The sequence below is a fragment of the Aeromonas sobria genome (assembly GCF_050266975.1).
GTDB lineage: Bacteria > Pseudomonadota > Gammaproteobacteria > Enterobacterales > Aeromonadaceae > Aeromonas > Aeromonas sobria_B.
In genome coordinates this window covers 1-16,955 of sequence record NZ_JBKISU010000038.1, presented here as the reverse complement: position 1 = coordinate 16,955, position 16,955 = coordinate 1, and the positions used below count along the sequence as shown (strand labels likewise).

The following is a 16,955-nucleotide window of genomic DNA, read 5'->3' as shown; positions in this document are numbered from 1 at the left end:
CTCAAAGAGAGAAGGCCTCGCGATGAGGCCTTCTGGTGTTGGGGTCATGGGTCAGCTCAGGTTGGCCAGCAGGCGATGCCAGTTGCGGCGACTGACCCGAAAACCGCCCTTGAGGCTGCGGTACTCGAGCTGCAACTTGAGGGCGTCGTAGCGGGCCAGCGCCTTGCGCTTGCGCTGCTCCAGCAGGAGCTTGCGGCTGGCGTAGTAGTGCTGCAACTGCTGGCTCAGCTTGTCGTACTCTTCCTGCAGCAGCGCCTGCCACATCTCCATATCTTCGCGTTTTTGCAGCTTGGCATGGGCCCGCTTGAGCTGCATCTGCAGCCGCGCCTGCTCGATGCGCTCCTCGGGGCAGGTGCGCAGATCCTTGGTCAATCCCAGCCAAGCGGCGCTGCGGATCAGCCACTTGGTCGGATCGAACTGCCACCAGTGAATGCCGTTGCGATAGTCGTTCTCGAACAGATGGTGGTAGTTGTGATAGCCCTCGCCGAAGGTGAAGAAGGCCAGGATGCCGTTGTCCCGGGCGCTGTTGCGGTCCGTGAACGGCTGGCTGCCCCAGATATGGGCCAGGGAGTTGATGAAGAAGGTGGTATGGTGGGTCATCACCATGCGCAGCACCCCCGCCAGCAGCAGCATGCCGAGCAGATCGCCGTGCACCAGCCCCAGCAGCAGCGGGATGCCGATGTTGGTGGCCAGGGTCAGCGCCAGGTAGTGCCTGTGCTGGAAGGCGACGATGGGATTGTTCTGCAGATCCCGCACGTTGCTGTAGTCGTGGTAGGTGTCGCGCTGGTATTCCCGCAGCATCCAACCGATGTGGGAGTACCAGAAACCGCGGCTGGCGGAGTAGGGATCCTGCTGATCGTGGTCCACATTGCGGTGATGGCGGCGATGATCCGAGGACCAGTGCAGCGCCGAGTTCTGCAGGGCGAGGGCGCCGCCGATGGCGAACAGCCACTGCAGCGCCGGATGCGCCTTGTAAGCCTTGTGGGACCAGAGCCTGTGGTAGCCGGCGGTGATGGAGATGCCGCAATAGCAGAACAGCAGGAGGAAGCTGGCCCATTGCCAGGCATCGAAGCCGTGGGTCAGACCGTACCAGGGCACGGCGATCAGTGCCGTCAGCCCGGAGAGGGCAAACAGCAGGGTGTTGGTGATGATGATAGGTGGGCGTTCCATCCTGAAGGTGTCCTTTTCAGCTAACAGCTGTTAGCTATTCTCCCCGGAGCCCGGCGGCGGGTCAATGGTAAAAAAGTCGCAGACAAACCTGATCCGCGCCCGCCTTCGGGTTATCATCTGGCCTCGTCAAGTGGAAGGTGATTGTTTTCGTGGGTATTCGCGCACAACAGAAAGAAAAGACCCGGCGCACTCTGATCGAGGCGGCATTTAGCCAACTGTGCGCCAATCGCAGCTTTTCCAACCTGAGCCTGCGGGAAGTGGCGCGGGAGGCCGGCATCGCGCCCACCTCCTTCTATCGCCACTTTCGCGACATGGAAGAGCTGGGGTTGACCCTGGTGGATGAGGGGGGTCTGACCCTGCGCCAGTTGATGCGTCAGGCGCGCCAGCGCATCGCCGGCGGCGGCGGCGTCATCAGCACCTCCGTCATGACCTTCATGGAGTTCGTCGAGAACAATCCCAATATCTTTCGGCTGCTGCTGCGGGAGCGCTCCGGCACCTCGGCCGCCTTTCGTCAGGCGGTGGCCCGGGAGATCCAGCACTTCATCGCCGAGCTGACCGACTATCTGGAGGCCACCTCGGGGGCGCCGAGGGAGGAAGCCTATATCCAGGCCGAGGCCATGGTGACCATCGTCTTCAGCGCCGGTGCCGATGCCCTCGACCTGAGCCGCGAGGAGTGCAAGGCCCTGGCCGAGCGTACCGTGCGCCAGTTGCGGATGATTGCCATCGGAGCCGAGGTCCAGAACCAGCGCCGTCGCGATGGCCTGATCTGAGTCATATTCCCGGAATCAACAGGAGTTTCCCCATGCATGACGTCAACACCATCCCCAAGCAGCCGCTCTTGCTGGCCCTGCTGGTGGGCATCTGTGGCGATGCCAGCCTCTCCGTGCTGTTCGCCGACCCCGTCCCCTTCTCCTTCTTTCCCATCATCGCCTTCCTGCTGGCGGCCCATCAGCTCTATCGCTGCTATCTGAACGAACCCATGGAGGACAACACCCCGGTCTGCGTCCTGCTCTGCTTCCTGATCGGGGTGTTCGGTCACTCGGCGCTGGAAAAGGTGCAGCATCCGGAACTGGGCAGCAACTTCTTCTCGCTGATCATGATGTTGCTGCTGCTGGCCGCGCTCTCCATCAAGCTGGGCATCAGCGTCGGCAAAAAAGAGAAGGCCTGACGAGCAGGCCTGGCAGACAGAAGGGGGCAAGCCTGCGCTTATGAGTGCGGCTTGCCCCCCGCCGCTATGATGGCCTTGAGGCGGGCGCGGATCTCTCCCATGGCAAAGACCCCGAACACCAGCACCAGTACCAGCTCGGTCCGGGTCACGGCGAAGTAGGGCTTGCACGCGGAGCGGATCATCCCGGCCTGGAGCCAGTGCATCAGGGCGACGACGCCGCCGCAGATGGGCAGGATCTGGTTGAGCTGGCCGGGCAGGGGGGCCAGCAGGCTGATGACGACCCCGCACCAGAAGCTGAGGGTGAGTCCCATGGCCAATAGCGTCAGCAGGCGTTTCATGCTTGGTTCTCCTCTCGCAGATAGAGTTGATAACAGACCTGGCCGGCCTGTTTGTCCTTGAGGCACTGCCAGTTGCCGGGCAGTGGCAGATCCTGCATCTCCTTCTCCCGCTCCAGATAGATGAGGGCGTCCGGCGCCAGCCAGCCGCGCTGTTCCAGCAGATCGCACACCTGGGGCAGCAGCTCGCGGCGAAACGGCGGATCGAGAAACACCAGGTCGAACGGGGTGGCCGGCCCCTGCAGCCAGTTGATGGCGTCGGACTGGATCACAGCACCCTGGCCGCTGCCCAGCGCCGCCAGATTCTTCTTGAGCTGCTCGGCGGCGCCCCTGTCCATCTCCACCAGGGTCACCTGCTCGGCATAGCGGGACAGCGCCTCCAGCCCCAGACCGCCGCTGCCGGCGAACAGGTCGAGGCAGCGGCTGCCGCGCACATGGGGGGCCAGCCAGTTGAAGATGGTCTCCTTGACTCGGTCCGTGGTGGGCCTGAGTCCTTCCACATCCTGCACCGGCAGTTTGCGACCGCGCCATTGGCCGCTGATGATGCGGACAAAGCCGGATTTACCCTGGGTTCCCGGGCGTTTGCTGCTGGATTTCACTCTGGGCATCGCGTTTCGTCGTCAGAAAATAAAGTGATAGTATAAGGCGGTTCATTTTTATGCCGACCCGCCGAGGGACGGCTATCTTAGCAGTCAGCCAACGAAGTGAGTATTTTTTAAAATGGCAAAAGGTTTGTTTTCCTGGCTGGGGTTCGGCCGCAAGAAAGAAGAGGCCGAGGTTGTCCAACCGGAGACACCCCAATCCGAGACTGTCAGCGACGGCGCCAGTGGCGTCCCCTCCCAATCGAGTGACACCCCCGTCTCCCCGGCGCCGGATGCGACGCCCGTTGGCGAGGAGGAGAGCGCCGGCCCCCTGGTGATCGAGGAGTGTGCCAGCGATCTGGAGCCCGTCATCGTCAATCCCGACCTGCTGGCCCGTGACGAGGCGGCCGAGGCCGCCCACCTTGCCGCCGAGCAGGAGGCTGCTCGCCTTGCCGCCGAGCAGGAGGCTGCCCGCGTTGCCGCCGAGCAGGAGGCTGCCCGCGTCGCCGCCGAGCAGGAGGCCGCCCGTGTCGCCGCCGAGCAGGAGGCCGCTCGCGCTGCCGCCGAGCAGGAGGCCGCTCGCATTGCCGCCGAGCAGGAGGCCGCTCGCCTTGCCGCAGAACAAGAGGCTGCTCGCCTTGCTGCCGAGCAGGAGGCCGCCCGCGTTGCCGCCGAGCAGGAGGCCGCTCGCGTTGCCGCCGAGCAGGAGGCCGCCCGCGTTGCCGCCGAGCAGGAGGCTGCCCGCGTTGCCGCCGAGCAGGAGGCCGCCCGCGTTGCCGCCGAGCAGGAGGCCGCCCGCGCTGCCGCCGAGCAGGAGGCAGCTCGCGTTGCCGCCGAGCAGGAGGCTGCCCGCGCTGCCGCCGAACTGGCTGCGCTGCCCCTGGCCGCGGAAGTGGACGATGACACCCAGGCCAAGCCGCAGCGGGAGGGCTTCTTCGCCCGCCTCAAACGCAGCCTGGTGCGCACCAAGGAGAATATCGGCTCAGGCTTCTTCGGCCTGTTCAGCGGCAAGCAGATCGATGACGAGCTGTTCGAGGAGCTGGAGACCCAGCTGCTGACGGCGGATCTCGGCGTGGACACCACCACCCGCATCATCGACAACCTGACCCAGCACGCCAGTCGCAAGCAACTCAAGGATGGCGAAGCCCTCTACGGCCTGCTCAAGCAGGACATGGGCGAGATGCTGGCCAGGGTCGAACAGCCCCTGGTCATCGACACCGGCAAGAAGCCCTATGTGATCCTCATGGTCGGCGTGAACGGGGTGGGCAAGACCACCACCATCGGCAAGATGGCCAAGCAGCTGCAAGCCGAGGGCAAGAGCGTGATGCTGGCCGCCGGTGACACCTTCCGCGCCGCCGCCGTCGAGCAGTTGCAGGTGTGGGGTCAGCGCAACAATATCCCGGTGATCGCCCAGCACACGGGGGCCGACTCCGCCTCCGTCATCTATGATGCCATCGAGGCCGCCCGCTCCCGCGGGGCTGACGTGCTGATCGCCGACACCGCCGGCCGCCTGCAGAACAAGAGCAACCTGATGGAAGAGCTCAAGAAGGTGGTGCGGGTGATGAAGAAGCTCGACCAGGAGACGCCCCACGAGATCATGCTGACCCTGGATGCGGGCACAGGCCAGAATGCCCTGAGCCAGGCCAAGCTGTTCAGCGAGGCGGTGGGCCTGACCGGCATCACCCTCACCAAGCTGGACGGCACCGCCAAGGGCGGGGTCATCTTCGCGGTGGCAGACAAGTTCCAGATCCCGATCCGCTTCATCGGGGTGGGCGAGGGGATCGACGATCTGCGCCCCTTCGTCGCCAATGACTTTATCGAGGCGTTGTTTAGCCGCGACGAATAAGCCTAAGGGCCGTCCACGGGCGGCCCTTGCTCTCTCCAGCGCCCCCTAGCCGGGGCCAGCTCAAGCTTCAGGGACCAGAGATGATTCGTTTTGATCAGGTCAGCAAGGTATACAGCGGCGGCCATCAGGCGCTGCAGAAGGTGAGTTTTCACCTGCGCAAGGGGGAGATGGGCTTCCTGACCGGTCACTCCGGGGCGGGCAAGAGCACCCTTCTCAAGCTGATCAGCGTGATGGAGCGGCCCACCGATGGTCGCGTCTTCTTTCATGGGGAGGATGTGAGTCGGATCCAGCGGCGCCAGATCCCCTATGTGCGCCGTCAGATCGGCATGATCTTTCAGGATCACCGCCTGCTGATGGACAGAACCGTGTTCGACAACGTGGCCCTGCCCCTGGTGATCGACGGTTACAGCCACGGCGACATCAACAAGCGGGTCGCCGCGGCCCTGGACAAGGTGGGCTTGCTCGGCAAGGAGCGCTACCAGCCGCGCATGCTCTCCGGCGGCGAGCAGCAGCGGGTCGGCATCGCCCGCGCCATCGTCAACAAGCCGCCCCTGCTGCTGGCGGATGAGCCGACCGGCAACCTGGATCCCCAGCTCTCCATGGACATCATGCGACTGTTCGAGGAGTTCAACCGCTTCGGCGTCTCCGTGCTGATCGCCACCCATGACCTTGGCCTCATCGCCCGCATGCGCTATCGCACTTTCACCCTCAAGGCGGGACGTATGCACTCTCCGCAGGAGGAAAACTGATGGCTATCGTGCGCCACAAGCAGCCCCTGCTGCGCCGCTTCGTCATGTATTGGGTCGATCATCTGCGTCAGGCCTTCGCCAGCCTGGGGGAGCTGTGGCGCAATCCGCTCGCCTCCCTGATGACCCTGGCCGTGCTCGGGGTCAGCCTGGCGCTGCCCTCCTGTTTCCATGTGCTGCTCAAGAACGCCGAACTGGTGGAGGGCAACTGGCAGAACAGTTCCCAGATCTCCCTCTATCTGCGCAAGGATCTGCCGGAGCAGAACATCCAGGAGCTCAGGCAGCGGATCCAGCTCTACCCCGAGGTGGCCTCGGTGACCTACATGAGCCGGGATCAGGCCCTCAAGGAGTTTCGCGAGATCTCGGGCTTTGGCGATGCCCTCGACTACCTGGACAGCAACCCGCTGCCCCCCGTGCTGAGCGTGATCCCGGATCCCCGCTGGCAGAACCCGGAAGGGGCTGCCGAGCTGCTGGCCAAGCTGGAGAACGAGCCCGGCATAGAGCAGGGCAAGCTGGACCTGCAATGGCTGACCCGGTTGCAGGGCATCATGAACCTGCTGCGCCACACCATCACGGGGATCGCCGCCCTGCTGCTGTGCGCCGTGCTGCTCATCGTCGGCAATACCCTCAGGCTCAATATCCTGAACCAGCGCTCCGAGATTGAGGTGCTCAAGCTGGTGGGGGCGACCGATGCCTTCATCCACAGGCCCTTCCTCTATACCGGCATCTGGTACGGGGTGATCGGCGGCATGCTGGCATGGTGGTTGACCGAGGTGATGGTGATCTGGAGCGAGGGGGTGGTCAAGGAGCTGGCCGGCCTCTACAACAGCCATTTCCGGCTGGTGGGCATGGGGGCGGTGGACGGGATCAACCTGATCCTGCTGGGGGCCCTGCTGGGGCTAATCGCCTCCTGGTTCTCCGTGCATCGCCATATCCGCGACATAGAGCCTTCCTGAGCAAGGAATCGACAAACATTCACTGGATTTTGCGAGCTGGATCAAGTAAAAAAGTGGCCCTTTCTGGCACAGCTCGCGTTCAGGGAGTAATCTGGACGTCAATGATCGCCAGGATCTTCCCGAGATCCATGGAACCTTATCGAAATAACACAGTCTTAAAATCGAACTTATACGGGTGTGGCGTAAGACCCCCGCTCGTCAGACTTGGCAAGCATGTGAAGGTTGCGAGCTCCGCAACAATGGACTTAGCATGCTACTTTTCGGGGGTCCTTCACTGTGACCCCCTTTTTTTGACTGTTCATTGATGATTCATCCCGCGACCCTAAGATGAGCCGGGTTCTGACCTGGTTCAGTTGTTGACTCAGGCCGCAGAATGGTCGCCCCCGCCTGGACAGCCCGACTGAGGCTGCTAGACTGGCGCGACGCAAGAGTAAGAGGTAAAAGATGGGAACTTCATTGCAACGCACTATGGCCCTTATCCCCCAAGGCAGTCTGGAAGGTTATGTCCAGGCCGTTAACGCGATTCCCGTGCTCAGCGCGGAAGAGGAGCGTGAGCTGGCGATGCGGTTGCAGCAGGATGGCGATCTCGAGGCTGCCCGTCAGCTGGTCATGTCGCACCTGCGCTTTGTCGTTCACGTTGCCAAGAGTTATGCCGGCTACGGCCTGCCCCAGGCCGACCTGGTGCAGGAGGGCAATATCGGCCTGATGAAGGCGGTCAAGCGCTTCGACCCCAGTGTGGGGGTGCGTCTGGTCTCCTTCGCCGTGCACTGGATCAAGGCCGAAATTCACGAATACGTGCTGCGTAACTGGCGCATGGTCAAGGTGGCGACCACCAAGGCCCAGCGCAAGCTCTTCTTCAACCTGCGCAAATCCAAGAAGCGTCTAGGCTGGTTCAGCCACGACGAGGCCCGTGCCGTGGCCGACGAGCTCGGCGTCTCGGTCAGCGATGTGACCGAGATGGAGGCGCGCATGAGCAATTACGATCAGGCGTTCGATCTGGTGGGTGACGAGGATGACGAAGCCGGCTTCGCCCCCGTCCACTACCTGGAAGACAAGTCGTCCGATCTCGCCGCCACCATAGAGAACGACAACTGGGATAGCCATGCGACCCGCCGTCTGGGCTCGGCCCTGGCGACCCTGGATGAGCGCAGCCAGCACATCATCCGTGCCCGCTGGCTGGATGATGACAACAAGACCACCTTGCAGGAGCTGGCCGACAGCTACGGCGTCTCGGCAGAGCGAATTCGCCAGCTCGAGAAAAATGCCCTCAAGAAGCTGAAAGACGCCATGGGTGCCTGATGGCATTCGCCGAACGCATTGGTCAGCTCGAGAAAAATCCATTCAAGAAGCTGAAAGATGCCATGGTGGTGTGATGCATCATCGACGAAACAGGGCCTGATGGCCCTGTTTTTGTTTCGAGAGCATCTGGTCGGCCTTGCCTTGGTTACCCTTGTGTATGTTATGTTGCCGCCACTGCCACAGTAGGGAGAGCAGATAGTGAAACTGTTGAACGACCTGTTTACCAACAACCGCGAGTGGGCGGAGCGGATCAAGGCCGAGGACCCGAATTTCTTCGCTACCCTCTCCGCCCAGCAGGCCCCCGAATACCTCTGGATCGGTTGCTCCGACAGCCGGGTACCCGCCAACCAGCTGATGGGACTGCTGCCCGGAGACGTCTTCGTCCACCGCAACGTCGCCAACCTGGTGGTGCACACCGACTTCAACTGCCTCTCTGTGCTGCAATACGCGGTCGAGGTGCTCAAGGTGAAGCACATCATCATCTGTGGCCACTACGGCTGTGGTGGCGTCAAGGCGGCGATGCAGAACCAGGAGCTGGGGCTCATCGACAACTGGCTGCGCAACATCAAGGACGTCTACTTCAAGTACGGCGAAGAGCTCGAGGCCATCGAGGATGAGCACGAGCGGTTCGACTACCTGTGCGAGCTGAACGTGGCCGAGCAGGTCGCCAACGTCTGCTACACCACCATCATCCAGAACGCCTGGCGCAAGGGTCAGGAGCTGGCGGTGCACGGCTGGATCTACGGCATCAAGGATGGTCTGCTGCACGATCTCGATCTCTGCATCAGCGGGCCGGATCAGATCCCAGATGTCTATCGCGCCTGGCCGGACAAGCGTCCGCGCCGTCGCTGAGGACGCTGCCGTTGGCCCCCGCGCTCTATTTGCAGATCAAGCAACACGTGCTCGACGGCATCCGCTCCCGCCACTATGAGGCGGGAGACAGGATCCCGACCGAGGCCGCCCTGTGCGAGCAATTTGCCGTGAGCCGGATGACGGTCAACAAGGCCCTGCGCGAACTGGTGGCCGAAGGCTGGCTCAACCGCACCGCAGGCTCCGGCAGCTTCGTGGCGGACAGGCGCACCGAGTCGACCCTGCTCGCCATTCGCAACATAGCGGACGAGATAGCGGAGCAGGGGGCCGAGTACAGCGCCCGGGTGATCCGGCTCGAGCGTCAGGCCGCCGACGAGAAGGTGGCGGTGCAGCTTGGCCTGCGGGTCGGTGCCCCCATCTTCCACAGCCTGATCGTCCATCAGGCCGATGGGGAGCCGCTGCAGCTGGAGGAGCGCTTCGTCGATGCCAGGCAGCTGCCCGGCTATGGCGAGCAGGACTTCACCCGCCAGACCCCGAACCGCTATCTGATGGAGGTGTGTCCCCTCTCCGAGATGGAGCACGTGGTCGAGGCCGTGTTGCCGAGCGCCGGTGAGGCGGGGCTGCTGCAGGTGCGGGTCGATACCCCCTGCCTGCTGCTCCATCGCCGCACCTGGTCCGACGGAGCTCTGGTCTCCTATGCCAGGCTGCTGTCGCCGGGATCCCGCTACAAGCTGAGATCCCAGACCCGGATGTCCTGATCTCAAGACGACTGACCAAGGCCCCTCGCGGGCCTTTTTCGTTTCCCGATCTCGGGATCCTGCCGGGATCCGACATGGCTCCCCATGTTTCACTCTTGTTAATTTTTTGTTTTGTCCTCCCCGGTGTTCTGGTGTAAATATGTATATACATTTGTGGCAGCCATCCCGGCTGACCGCACGGGTGAGTCAAGCAACAGGGAGAGACAAGATGGAAAGGGAACAGGTCATGGCACCGAGCACGGGGGCCGGTGCGGCCTTCAAGCTGATCCTTACCGCGATCCTGGGGATCGGCAGCTTCTTCGTGCCCTTCGAATGGGGGGGCAAGAGCACCATACTGGTGGATCACCTGGCGAGTCAGCTGGTGGCCCAGCGCACCCTGGCGGTGAGCCTGGTGATGGCGCTCATCGTTTATGGTGCCTGTGCGCCCCTGTGGAGCGGCCGCTGGCGAGCCCGCCCCATCGACAGGGTGCTGACCCTGTTCAAGTTGCTCGGCCTGGGGCTGGCCCTGGTCTATCTGAGCGGCGTCGGGCCTGCCTGGCTGATGGCGCCGGGCAGTCTCCCCTTCCTGTTCGACAAGCTGGCCATGACGGTGGGGCTGATCGTCCCCATCGGGGCCCTGGCACTCACCTTCCTGCTGGGCTTCGGCCTGCTGGAGCTGATCGGCGTCCTGATGCAGCCCATCATGCGGCCGCTCTGGCGCACCCCGGGCCACTCGGCCATCGATGCGGTGGCCTCCTTCGTCGGCAGCTACTCGGTCGGTCTGCTCATCACCAACCGGGTCTATCTGGCGGGCAAGTACAGCCTGCGCGAAGCCGCCATCATAGCGACCGGTTTCTCCACCGTGTCGGCGGCCTTCATGATTATCGTCGCCAAGACCCTCAACCTGATGCCTCACTGGAACTTCTACTTCTGGTCGACCCTGGTCATCACCTTCCTGATCACCGCCATCACGGCCCGGATCCCGCCCATCTCCCGCCTCGATGATGAGGGAGGGGAGGACGAGCCCCTGCCCGCCGGCATGAATCGCTGGCAGGCGGCCATGGCGGCCGGCCTGAGCCAGTCCCGTCAGGCACCGGCCATCTGGCGCCAACTGCTGGACAACCTGCGTGACGGGGTGCAGATGGCGGCGGCCGTGGTGCCCTCCATCCTTTCGGTGGGCCTGATGGGGCTGCTGCTGGCCAACCATACGCCGCTGTTTGACGTCATCGGCTGGATCTTCCTGCCCTTCACCTGGCTGCTGGACATGAATGAGCCCATGGTGGCGGCCCGCTCCCTGGCGGCCGGTCTGGCGGAGATGTTCCTGCCCGCCATTCTGCTCAAGGATGCGGGTCTGCTGGTGCGCTTCGTCGCGGCCGTGGTGTCGGTCAGCTCAGTGCTCTTCCTGTCCGCCTCCATCCCCTGCATCCTGGCGACCCGGATCCCCCTCGGGGTGGGCCAGTTGCTGGTGATCTGGCTGATCCGCACCCTGCTTGGCCTGCTGCTGGCCGGGGGGCTGGGCAAGGTCGCCATCGCCCTGGGCTGGCTCGCCTGAATCATATTGTATATACATATACCCTTGGGTCTCTGCCCACCGCCAGGTGGGCTTTTTCATGGCTATACTCAAGTAAATCCAGTGTTGCCAAGATGTGATCTCGCTACTGTATTTTTGGTTCGAGATAGGTTATAACGTATTGTATATACATTTGTGGGGGCGATATGAACAAGGAACTGTTGAACTGCGAGCGGGTCTGGCTCAATGTGCTGCCGGCGACCATGAGGCCGGATCTGGCCGATTATGGCCTGCTGGAGCCCCATGCCATCGGCGTGCGCGACGGCCTGATCCATGGGTTGGTCCCCATGCATGAGCTCAAGGGCAGCTTCCCCGCCCACTGGCAGGACATGAAGGGCAAGCTGGTGACCCCGGGTCTCATCGACTGTCACACCCACCTCATCTTCGCCGGCAGTCGGGCCGAGGAGTTCGAACTGCGTCAGAAAGGGGTGCCCTACGCCGAGATCGCCAGGCGTGGCGGCGGCATCCTCTCCACCGTCAAGGCGACCCGGGCCGCGAGCGAGGATCAACTCTACGATCTCGCCCTGCCACGGGTGAAGGCGCTGATGCGCGAGGGGGTCACCACCCTGGAGATCAAGTCCGGTTATGGCCTGACCCTGACGGACGAGCTCAAGATGCTGCGGGTCGCCCGCCGCCTCGGCCAGTCCCTGCCCATCCGGATCAAGACCACCCTGCTGGCCGCCCACGCCGTGCCGCCGGAATACAAGGACGATCCCGACTCCTGGGTCGAGACCATCTGCCAGGAGATCATCCCGGCGGCCGCCGAGGCGGGGCTGGCGGATGCGGTGGACGTGTTCTGCGAGCACATCGGCTTCTCCCTGGCCCAGACCGAGCAGGTCTACCTCGCCGCAGCCCAGTACGGCCTGCCGGTGAAGGGCCACATGGACCAGCTATCCAACCTGGGGGGCAGCACCCTGGCCGCCCACTTCGGCGCCCTCTCTGTGGATCACCTGGAGTACCTGGATGGAGACGGCATCCATGCCCTGGCCCATCGCGGCGTGGTCGCCACCCTGCTGCCCACCGCTTTTTACTTCCTCAAGGAGACCAGGCTGCCGCCGGTCGAGGCTCTGCGCCGCGCCCATGTGCCCATGGCGGTCTCCTCCGACATCAACCCGGGTACGGCCCCGATCGTTTCCCTGCGCATGGCCATGAACATGGCTTGCACCCTGTTTGGCCTGACCCCGCCCGAGGCCCTGGCCGGGGTGACCCGTCACGCCGCCCGCGCCCTGGGGGAGCAGGAGCGGCTGGGGCAGCTGCGGGTCGGCATGGCGGCGGATTTCGTGGTGTGGAGCTGCGGCCATCCCGCCGAGCTCAGCTATCTGGTCGGCGTCGAGCAGCCGGTCTGCCGTGTGGTCAATGGCGAGGAGACGATCCGTGGTTGATATGAGCGTTTGGCAGGGTCGCTGCGACCCGGAAGATGGCGAACTCGCCCTGCGCTGGCACAACAGGGTGCAACCCTGGCAGCCGGGCTCGGCCAGGGGCATTGCCCTGCTGGGCTTTGCCTGTGATGAAGGGGTGCGTCGCAACAAGGGGCGCGTCGGCGCCGTCGAGGGGCCCCTGCATATCCGCAAGGCCCTGGCCAACACCGCCTGGCATGGCCGCCTCCCGGCCTGGGATGCCGGCGATGTCCGCTGCCAGGAGGGGGATCTGGAATCCGCCCATGAGCGGCTGGCCGACGGGGTCGCCGCCCTCCTGGCCGATGGTCAGTTCCCCCTGGTGCTGGGGGGAGGCCATGAGGTGGCCTTCGGCAGCTGGAGCGGCCTCAATCGTCATCTGGCTGGCCGTGGTCGCATCGGCATCATCAACTTCGATGCGCACCTGGACCTGCGTCGCAAGGCGCCCCAGGCGAGCTCCGGCACCCCCTTCTTCCAGATTGCCGAGCAGTGCCAGTTGCAGGGCACGGCGTTTCGCTACGCCTGCCTCGGGGTGGCCGAGACCGCCAACACCCAGGCGCTGTTCGCCCGTGCCGAAGATCTGAATGTGTGGGTCGTCAAGGATGAGGAGATGACGGCCCATGCGCTGCCGAGCCTGATCCTGGGCCTGGACGCCTTCATGGCGGAGGTGGATCACCTCTACCTCACCATCGATCTCGACGTGCTGCCCGCGGGCCAGATGCCCGGGGTGAGTGCCCCGGCCGCCCATGGGGTGGCCCTGAGTCTGATAGAACCCCTGATCGCCGAGATCCGTGCCAGCGGCAAGCTGCGCCTCGCCGATCTGGCTGAATTGAATCCGAGTCTGGATCGAGACGGCATCAGCGCCCGCGTGGCCGCCCGCCTGATCCACCAATTGACCAAGTAAGCGGGCGAGAGCCCCAGAGCGCACAAGGAGCGTCACATGTCCGAGCACCATCAGAAACAGGATCCCCGCCATGACCCGAGCCGGGTCATCCGCGCCCCCCACGGCACCCAGCTGACCGCCAAGAGCTGGCTGACCGAGGCGCCCCTGCGGATGCTGATGAACAACCTGGATCCGGAAGTAGCCGAGCATCCACAATCCCTGGTGGTCTATGGCGGTATCGGCCGCGCCGCCCGCAACTGGGCCTGCTACGACAAGATCGTCGAGGTGCTGACCCGGCTCGAGGACGATCAGACCCTGCTGGTGCAATCCGGCAAGCCGGTCGGGGTGTTCCAGACCCACAAGGATGCGCCGCGGGTGCTCATCGCCAACTCCAACCTGGTGCCCCACTGGGCCAACTGGGAGCACTTCAACGAGCTCGACAAGAAGGGCCTGATGATGTACGGCCAGATGACCGCCGGCTCCTGGATCTACATCGGCACCCAGGGAATCGTGCAGGGCACCTACGAGACCTTCTTCGCGGTGGCCAACCAGCACTTCAACGGTGAGCCCAAAGGGCGCTGGATCCTGACCGGGGGCCTGGGTGGCATGGGCGGTGCCCAGCCCCTGGCCGCCACCATGGCCGGTTTCTCCATGATCGCCGTGGAGTGCGACGAGACCCGTATCGATTTCCGCTTGAAGACCCGTTATGTGGACAAGAAGGCATACAGCCTGGATGAGGCGCTGGCCATGGTCGAGGAAGCCAAACGCAGCGGCAGCGCCGTCTCCGTCGGCCTGCTCGGCAACGCCGCCGACGTCTTCGCAGAATTGGTGGCCCGTGGCATCACCCCGGACGTGGTGACCGACCAGACCTCGGCCCATGACCCCATCCACGGCTACCTGCCCCAGGGCTGGAGCGTGGTCCAGTGGCGTGAGCTGCAAAAGAGCGCCCCGGACGAGGTCAATGTGGCGGCTCGCCGCTCCATGGCCCGTCAGGTGGAAGCCATGCTGACCCTGCAATCCCGCGGCGCGGCGACCCTGGACTACGGCAACAACATCCGCCAGATGGCGCTGGAAGAGGGGGTGAAAAACGCCTTCGACTTCCCCGGCTTCGTGCCGGCCTACATACGCCCGCTGTTCTGCGAGGGGATTGGCCCGTTCCGCTGGGTGGCCCTCTCCGGCGATCCGGAAGATATCTACAAGACCGATCAGAAGGTGAAGGAGCTGATCCCGGACGATCCCCACCTGCACAACTGGCTCGACATGGCCCGCGAGCGCATCGCCTTCCAGGGCCTGCCTGCGCGGATCTGCTGGGTCGGCGTCAAGGATCGGGTGCGCCTGGGCCTGGCTTTCAACGAGATGGTGAAGAACGGCGAGCTGAAAGCCCCGGTCGTCATCGGCCGTGACCACCTGGACTCCGGTTCGGTGGCGAGCCCGAACCGGGAGACCGAATCCATGATGGATGGCTCGGATGCCGTCTCCGACTGGCCGCTGCTCAACGCCCTGCTCAACACAGCCGGCGGCGCGACCTGGGTCTCCCTGCACCACGGTGGCGGTGTGGGCATGGGCTTCTCCCAGCACTCCGGGGTGGTGATCGTCTGTGACGGCAGCGACGACGCCGCCAGGCGGGTCGGTCGCGTGCTGCGCAACGACCCGGCCACCGGCGTGATGCGTCACGCGGACGCCGGCTACGAGATTGCCATCAACTGTGCCCATGAGGCGAAACTGGATCTGCCGATGCTGAACACAGCTGGCAAAGGGGTGAAATAAGATGTTTGAACTCAATCTGCAACCGGGCAAGCTCTGCCTCGCCACCCTGCGCCGCGTCAGCCGCGAGCCTGTCCATGTCAGCCTGGACTCGTCCGCCCTGCCGGGGATCCACGCCTCCGCAGCCGTGGTCACCAAGGTAATCGAGCAAAACCGCGTGGTCTACGGCATCAACACCGGCTTTGGCCTGCTGGCCAACACCCGCATCCCGGTGGAGCAGCTGGACGAGCTGCAGCGCTCCATAGTGCTCTCCCATGCCGCCGGGATTGGCGAGTACATGGATGACGCCACAGTGCGGCTGATGATGGTGCTCAAGGTCAACTCCCTGGCGCGGGGCTTCTCCGGCATCCGTTTGACTGTGCTTGAGGCGCTGATGACCCTCATCAACGCCGAGGTCTATCCTGTGGTGCCGAAGAAGGGCTCCGTCGGCGCCTCTGGCGATCTGGCCCCCCTGGCCCACATGAGCTGCTTGTTGATCGGGGAGGGCAAGGCCCGCCACAAAGGGGAGCTTATCGACGCCGCCACTGCGCTCAAGATTGCGGGCTTGGAACCCATCGCCCTGGCACCCAAGGAGGGGTTGGCGCTGCTCAACGGCACCCAGGCCAGCACGGCGTTCGCGCTGGAGGGGCTGTTCCACGCCGAGGATCTCTACGCCGGCGCCATCACCATAGGTGCCATGAGCGTGGAGGCGGCGCTGGGCAGTCGCCGTCCGTTCGATGCCCGCATCCATGAGGTGCGCGGTCAGCGCGGCCAGATCGATGCCGCCGCCTGCTATCGCCACCTGCTGGTGGATGGCAGCGAGATCGGCATGTCCCACCACAACTGCGAGAAGGTGCAGGATCCCTACTCACTGCGCTGCCAGCCCCAGGTGATGGGGGCCTGTCTGGCCCAGATCCGCCACGCCGCCGAGGTGCTGGTGTGCGAGGCCAATGCGGTCTCCGACAACCCCCTGGTGTTTGCCGAGGATGAGGAGATCCTCTCCGGTGGTAACTTCCACGCAGAGCCGGTGGCCTTTGCCGCTGACAACCTGGCCCTGGCCATCGCGGAAATCGGCTCGCTGTCCGAGCGACGCATGGCGCTGCTGATCGACTCGCGCATGTCCGGCCTGCCCGCCTTCCTGGTCAACAACGGCGGTGTGAATTCCGGCTTCATGATTGCCCAAGTCACCTCGGCGGCGCTCGCCTCCGAGAACAAGACGCTAGCCCACCCGGCCTCGGTGGACAGCCTGCCCACCTCTGCCAACCAGGAGGATCACGTCTCCATGGCCACCTTCGCCGGTCGCCGGCTGGCGGACATGGCGGAGAACACCCGCGGCATACTGGCGGTGGAGCTGCTCGCCGCCGCCCAGGGGCTGGACTTCCGTGCCCCCCTGCGCAGCACAGAGCTCATCGAGCTGGCCAAGGGACGACTGCGTGAAGAGGTCAGCTTCTATGACAAGGACAGGTACTTCTCGCCGGACATCGAGGCCGCCGCCGCCCTGCTGGGCCGTGCCAGCTACAACGATCTGATCCCGGCCGGGGTGCTGCCCAGCCTCTAAGCGGTTATCCGCCCATAACAAAAGACCGCCCGATGAAGTGAACCCCATTTATTGGACACATTAGTTGGCGGATGACATGGCCTGAGTTCGGTACTGTACCGGGCTCAGGCCGTTTAGTTTTGCTTTGATCCGCTCGTGGTTGTAGTAGTGGATGTATTC

General features: G+C 64.1%; 17 protein-coding genes. 13 read left to right on the top strand and 4 right to left on the bottom strand.

Annotated features, from left to right (window positions below; genetic code table 11):
* Window positions 1–51: 51 nt before the first annotated feature.
* Window positions 52–1,170: a fatty acid desaturase gene (locus ACLHZ1_RS18155; protein ID WP_427263201.1), complete on the bottom strand. Its 1,119-nt coding sequence runs from the start codon at window positions 1,168–1,170 to the stop codon at window positions 52–54.
* 149 nt (window positions 1,171–1,319) lie between these two features.
* On the opposite strand from ACLHZ1_RS18155, the gene fabR reads away from it, so the two are divergent.
* A complete protein-coding gene (gene fabR, locus ACLHZ1_RS18150; protein ID WP_408791511.1) occupies window positions 1,320–1,940 on the top strand; it encodes an HTH-type transcriptional repressor FabR in 621 nt (206 codons plus the stop codon).
* Window positions 1,941–1,972: 32 nt separating this feature from the next.
* On the top strand, window positions 1,973–2,338 hold the full coding sequence (locus tag ACLHZ1_RS18145; protein ID WP_408796313.1) for a YijD family membrane protein: 366 nt from the start codon (window positions 1,973–1,975) through the stop codon (window positions 2,336–2,338).
* A gap of 38 nt (window positions 2,339–2,376) precedes the next feature.
* Here the strand turns inward: ACLHZ1_RS18145 and ACLHZ1_RS18140 are convergent, their stop codons facing one another.
* Together ACLHZ1_RS18140 and rsmD are read right to left on the bottom strand one after the other, a co-directional pair.
* Window positions 2,377–2,676, bottom strand: a complete 300-nt coding sequence (locus tag ACLHZ1_RS18140; RefSeq protein ID WP_408796311.1) for a DUF1145 domain-containing protein — start codon at window positions 2,674–2,676, stop codon at window positions 2,377–2,379.
* Window positions 2,673–3,281 carry a 16S rRNA (guanine(966)-N(2))-methyltransferase RsmD gene (gene rsmD, locus ACLHZ1_RS18135; protein ID WP_427263200.1) on the bottom strand — a complete coding sequence of 203 codons (609 nt, stop codon included), beginning with the start codon at window positions 3,279–3,281 and terminating at the stop codon, window positions 2,673–2,675. Before rsmD ends, ACLHZ1_RS18140 begins: the two co-directional genes overlap by 4 nt.
* A 112-nt stretch (window positions 3,282–3,393) precedes the next feature.
* On the opposite strand from rsmD, the gene ftsY reads away from it, so the two are divergent.
* The 11 genes from ftsY (at window position 3,394) to hutH (ending at window position 16,796) form a co-directional block, all read left to right on the top strand.
* Entirely contained in the window at window positions 3,394–5,100 is a 1,707-nt protein-coding gene (ftsY, locus tag ACLHZ1_RS18130; protein ID WP_427263199.1) for a signal recognition particle-docking protein FtsY, read from the top strand.
* An 80-nt stretch (window positions 5,101–5,180) separates the two neighbouring features.
* On the top strand, window positions 5,181–5,849 hold the full coding sequence (gene ftsE / locus ACLHZ1_RS18125) for a cell division ATP-binding protein FtsE (RefSeq protein WP_427263198.1): 669 nt from the start codon (window positions 5,181–5,183) through the stop codon (window positions 5,847–5,849).
* Window positions 5,849–6,802 carry a permease-like cell division protein FtsX gene (ftsX, locus tag ACLHZ1_RS18120; RefSeq protein ID WP_042000579.1) on the top strand — a complete coding sequence of 318 codons (954 nt, stop codon included), beginning with the start codon at window positions 5,849–5,851 and terminating at the stop codon, window positions 6,800–6,802. Before ftsE ends, ftsX begins: the two co-directional genes overlap by 1 nt.
* A 444-nt stretch (window positions 6,803–7,246) precedes the next feature.
* Entirely contained in the window at window positions 7,247–8,101 is an 855-nt protein-coding gene (rpoH, locus tag ACLHZ1_RS18115; RefSeq protein WP_408796302.1) for an RNA polymerase sigma factor RpoH, read from the top strand.
* Window positions 8,102–8,299: 198 nt separating this feature from the next.
* Window positions 8,300–8,953, top strand: a complete 654-nt coding sequence (gene can, locus ACLHZ1_RS18110; RefSeq protein WP_427263197.1) for a carbonate dehydratase — start codon at window positions 8,300–8,302, stop codon at window positions 8,951–8,953.
* 11 nt (window positions 8,954–8,964) lie between these two features.
* Complete coding sequence (gene hutC, locus ACLHZ1_RS18105) at window positions 8,965–9,669, top strand: histidine utilization repressor (RefSeq protein ID WP_111874356.1); 705 nt, start codon at window positions 8,965–8,967, stop codon at window positions 9,667–9,669.
* Window positions 9,670–9,877: 208 nt separating this feature from the next.
* Window positions 9,878–11,200, top strand: a complete 1,323-nt coding sequence (locus tag ACLHZ1_RS18100) for a YjiH family protein (protein ID WP_427263196.1) — start codon at window positions 9,878–9,880, stop codon at window positions 11,198–11,200.
* A gap of 164 nt (window positions 11,201–11,364) precedes the next feature.
* Window positions 11,365–12,600 (top strand): imidazolonepropionase, encoded by a 1,236-nt coding sequence (gene hutI, locus ACLHZ1_RS18095; protein WP_427263195.1) that lies wholly within the window; start codon window positions 11,365–11,367, stop codon window positions 12,598–12,600.
* A 1-nt stretch (window position 12,601) separates the two neighbouring features.
* Window positions 12,602–13,516: a formimidoylglutamase gene (hutG, locus tag ACLHZ1_RS18090; RefSeq protein ID WP_427263220.1), complete on the top strand. Its 915-nt coding sequence runs from the start codon at window positions 12,602–12,604 to the stop codon at window positions 13,514–13,516.
* Between the two features lie 36 nt (window positions 13,517–13,552).
* Entirely contained in the window at window positions 13,553–15,262 is a 1,710-nt protein-coding gene (gene hutU, locus ACLHZ1_RS18085; protein WP_427263194.1) for a urocanate hydratase, read from the top strand.
* A 1-nt stretch (window position 15,263) separates the two neighbouring features.
* Complete coding sequence (hutH, locus tag ACLHZ1_RS18080; protein ID WP_427263193.1) at window positions 15,264–16,796, top strand: histidine ammonia-lyase; 1,533 nt, start codon at window positions 15,264–15,266, stop codon at window positions 16,794–16,796.
* Window positions 16,797–16,856: 60 nt separating this feature from the next.
* Here the strand turns inward: hutH and ACLHZ1_RS18075 are convergent.
* Window positions 16,857–16,955 (bottom strand): IS3 family transposase (locus ACLHZ1_RS18075; protein ID WP_427262416.1); only part of this gene is annotated, 99 nt, incomplete at its 5' end.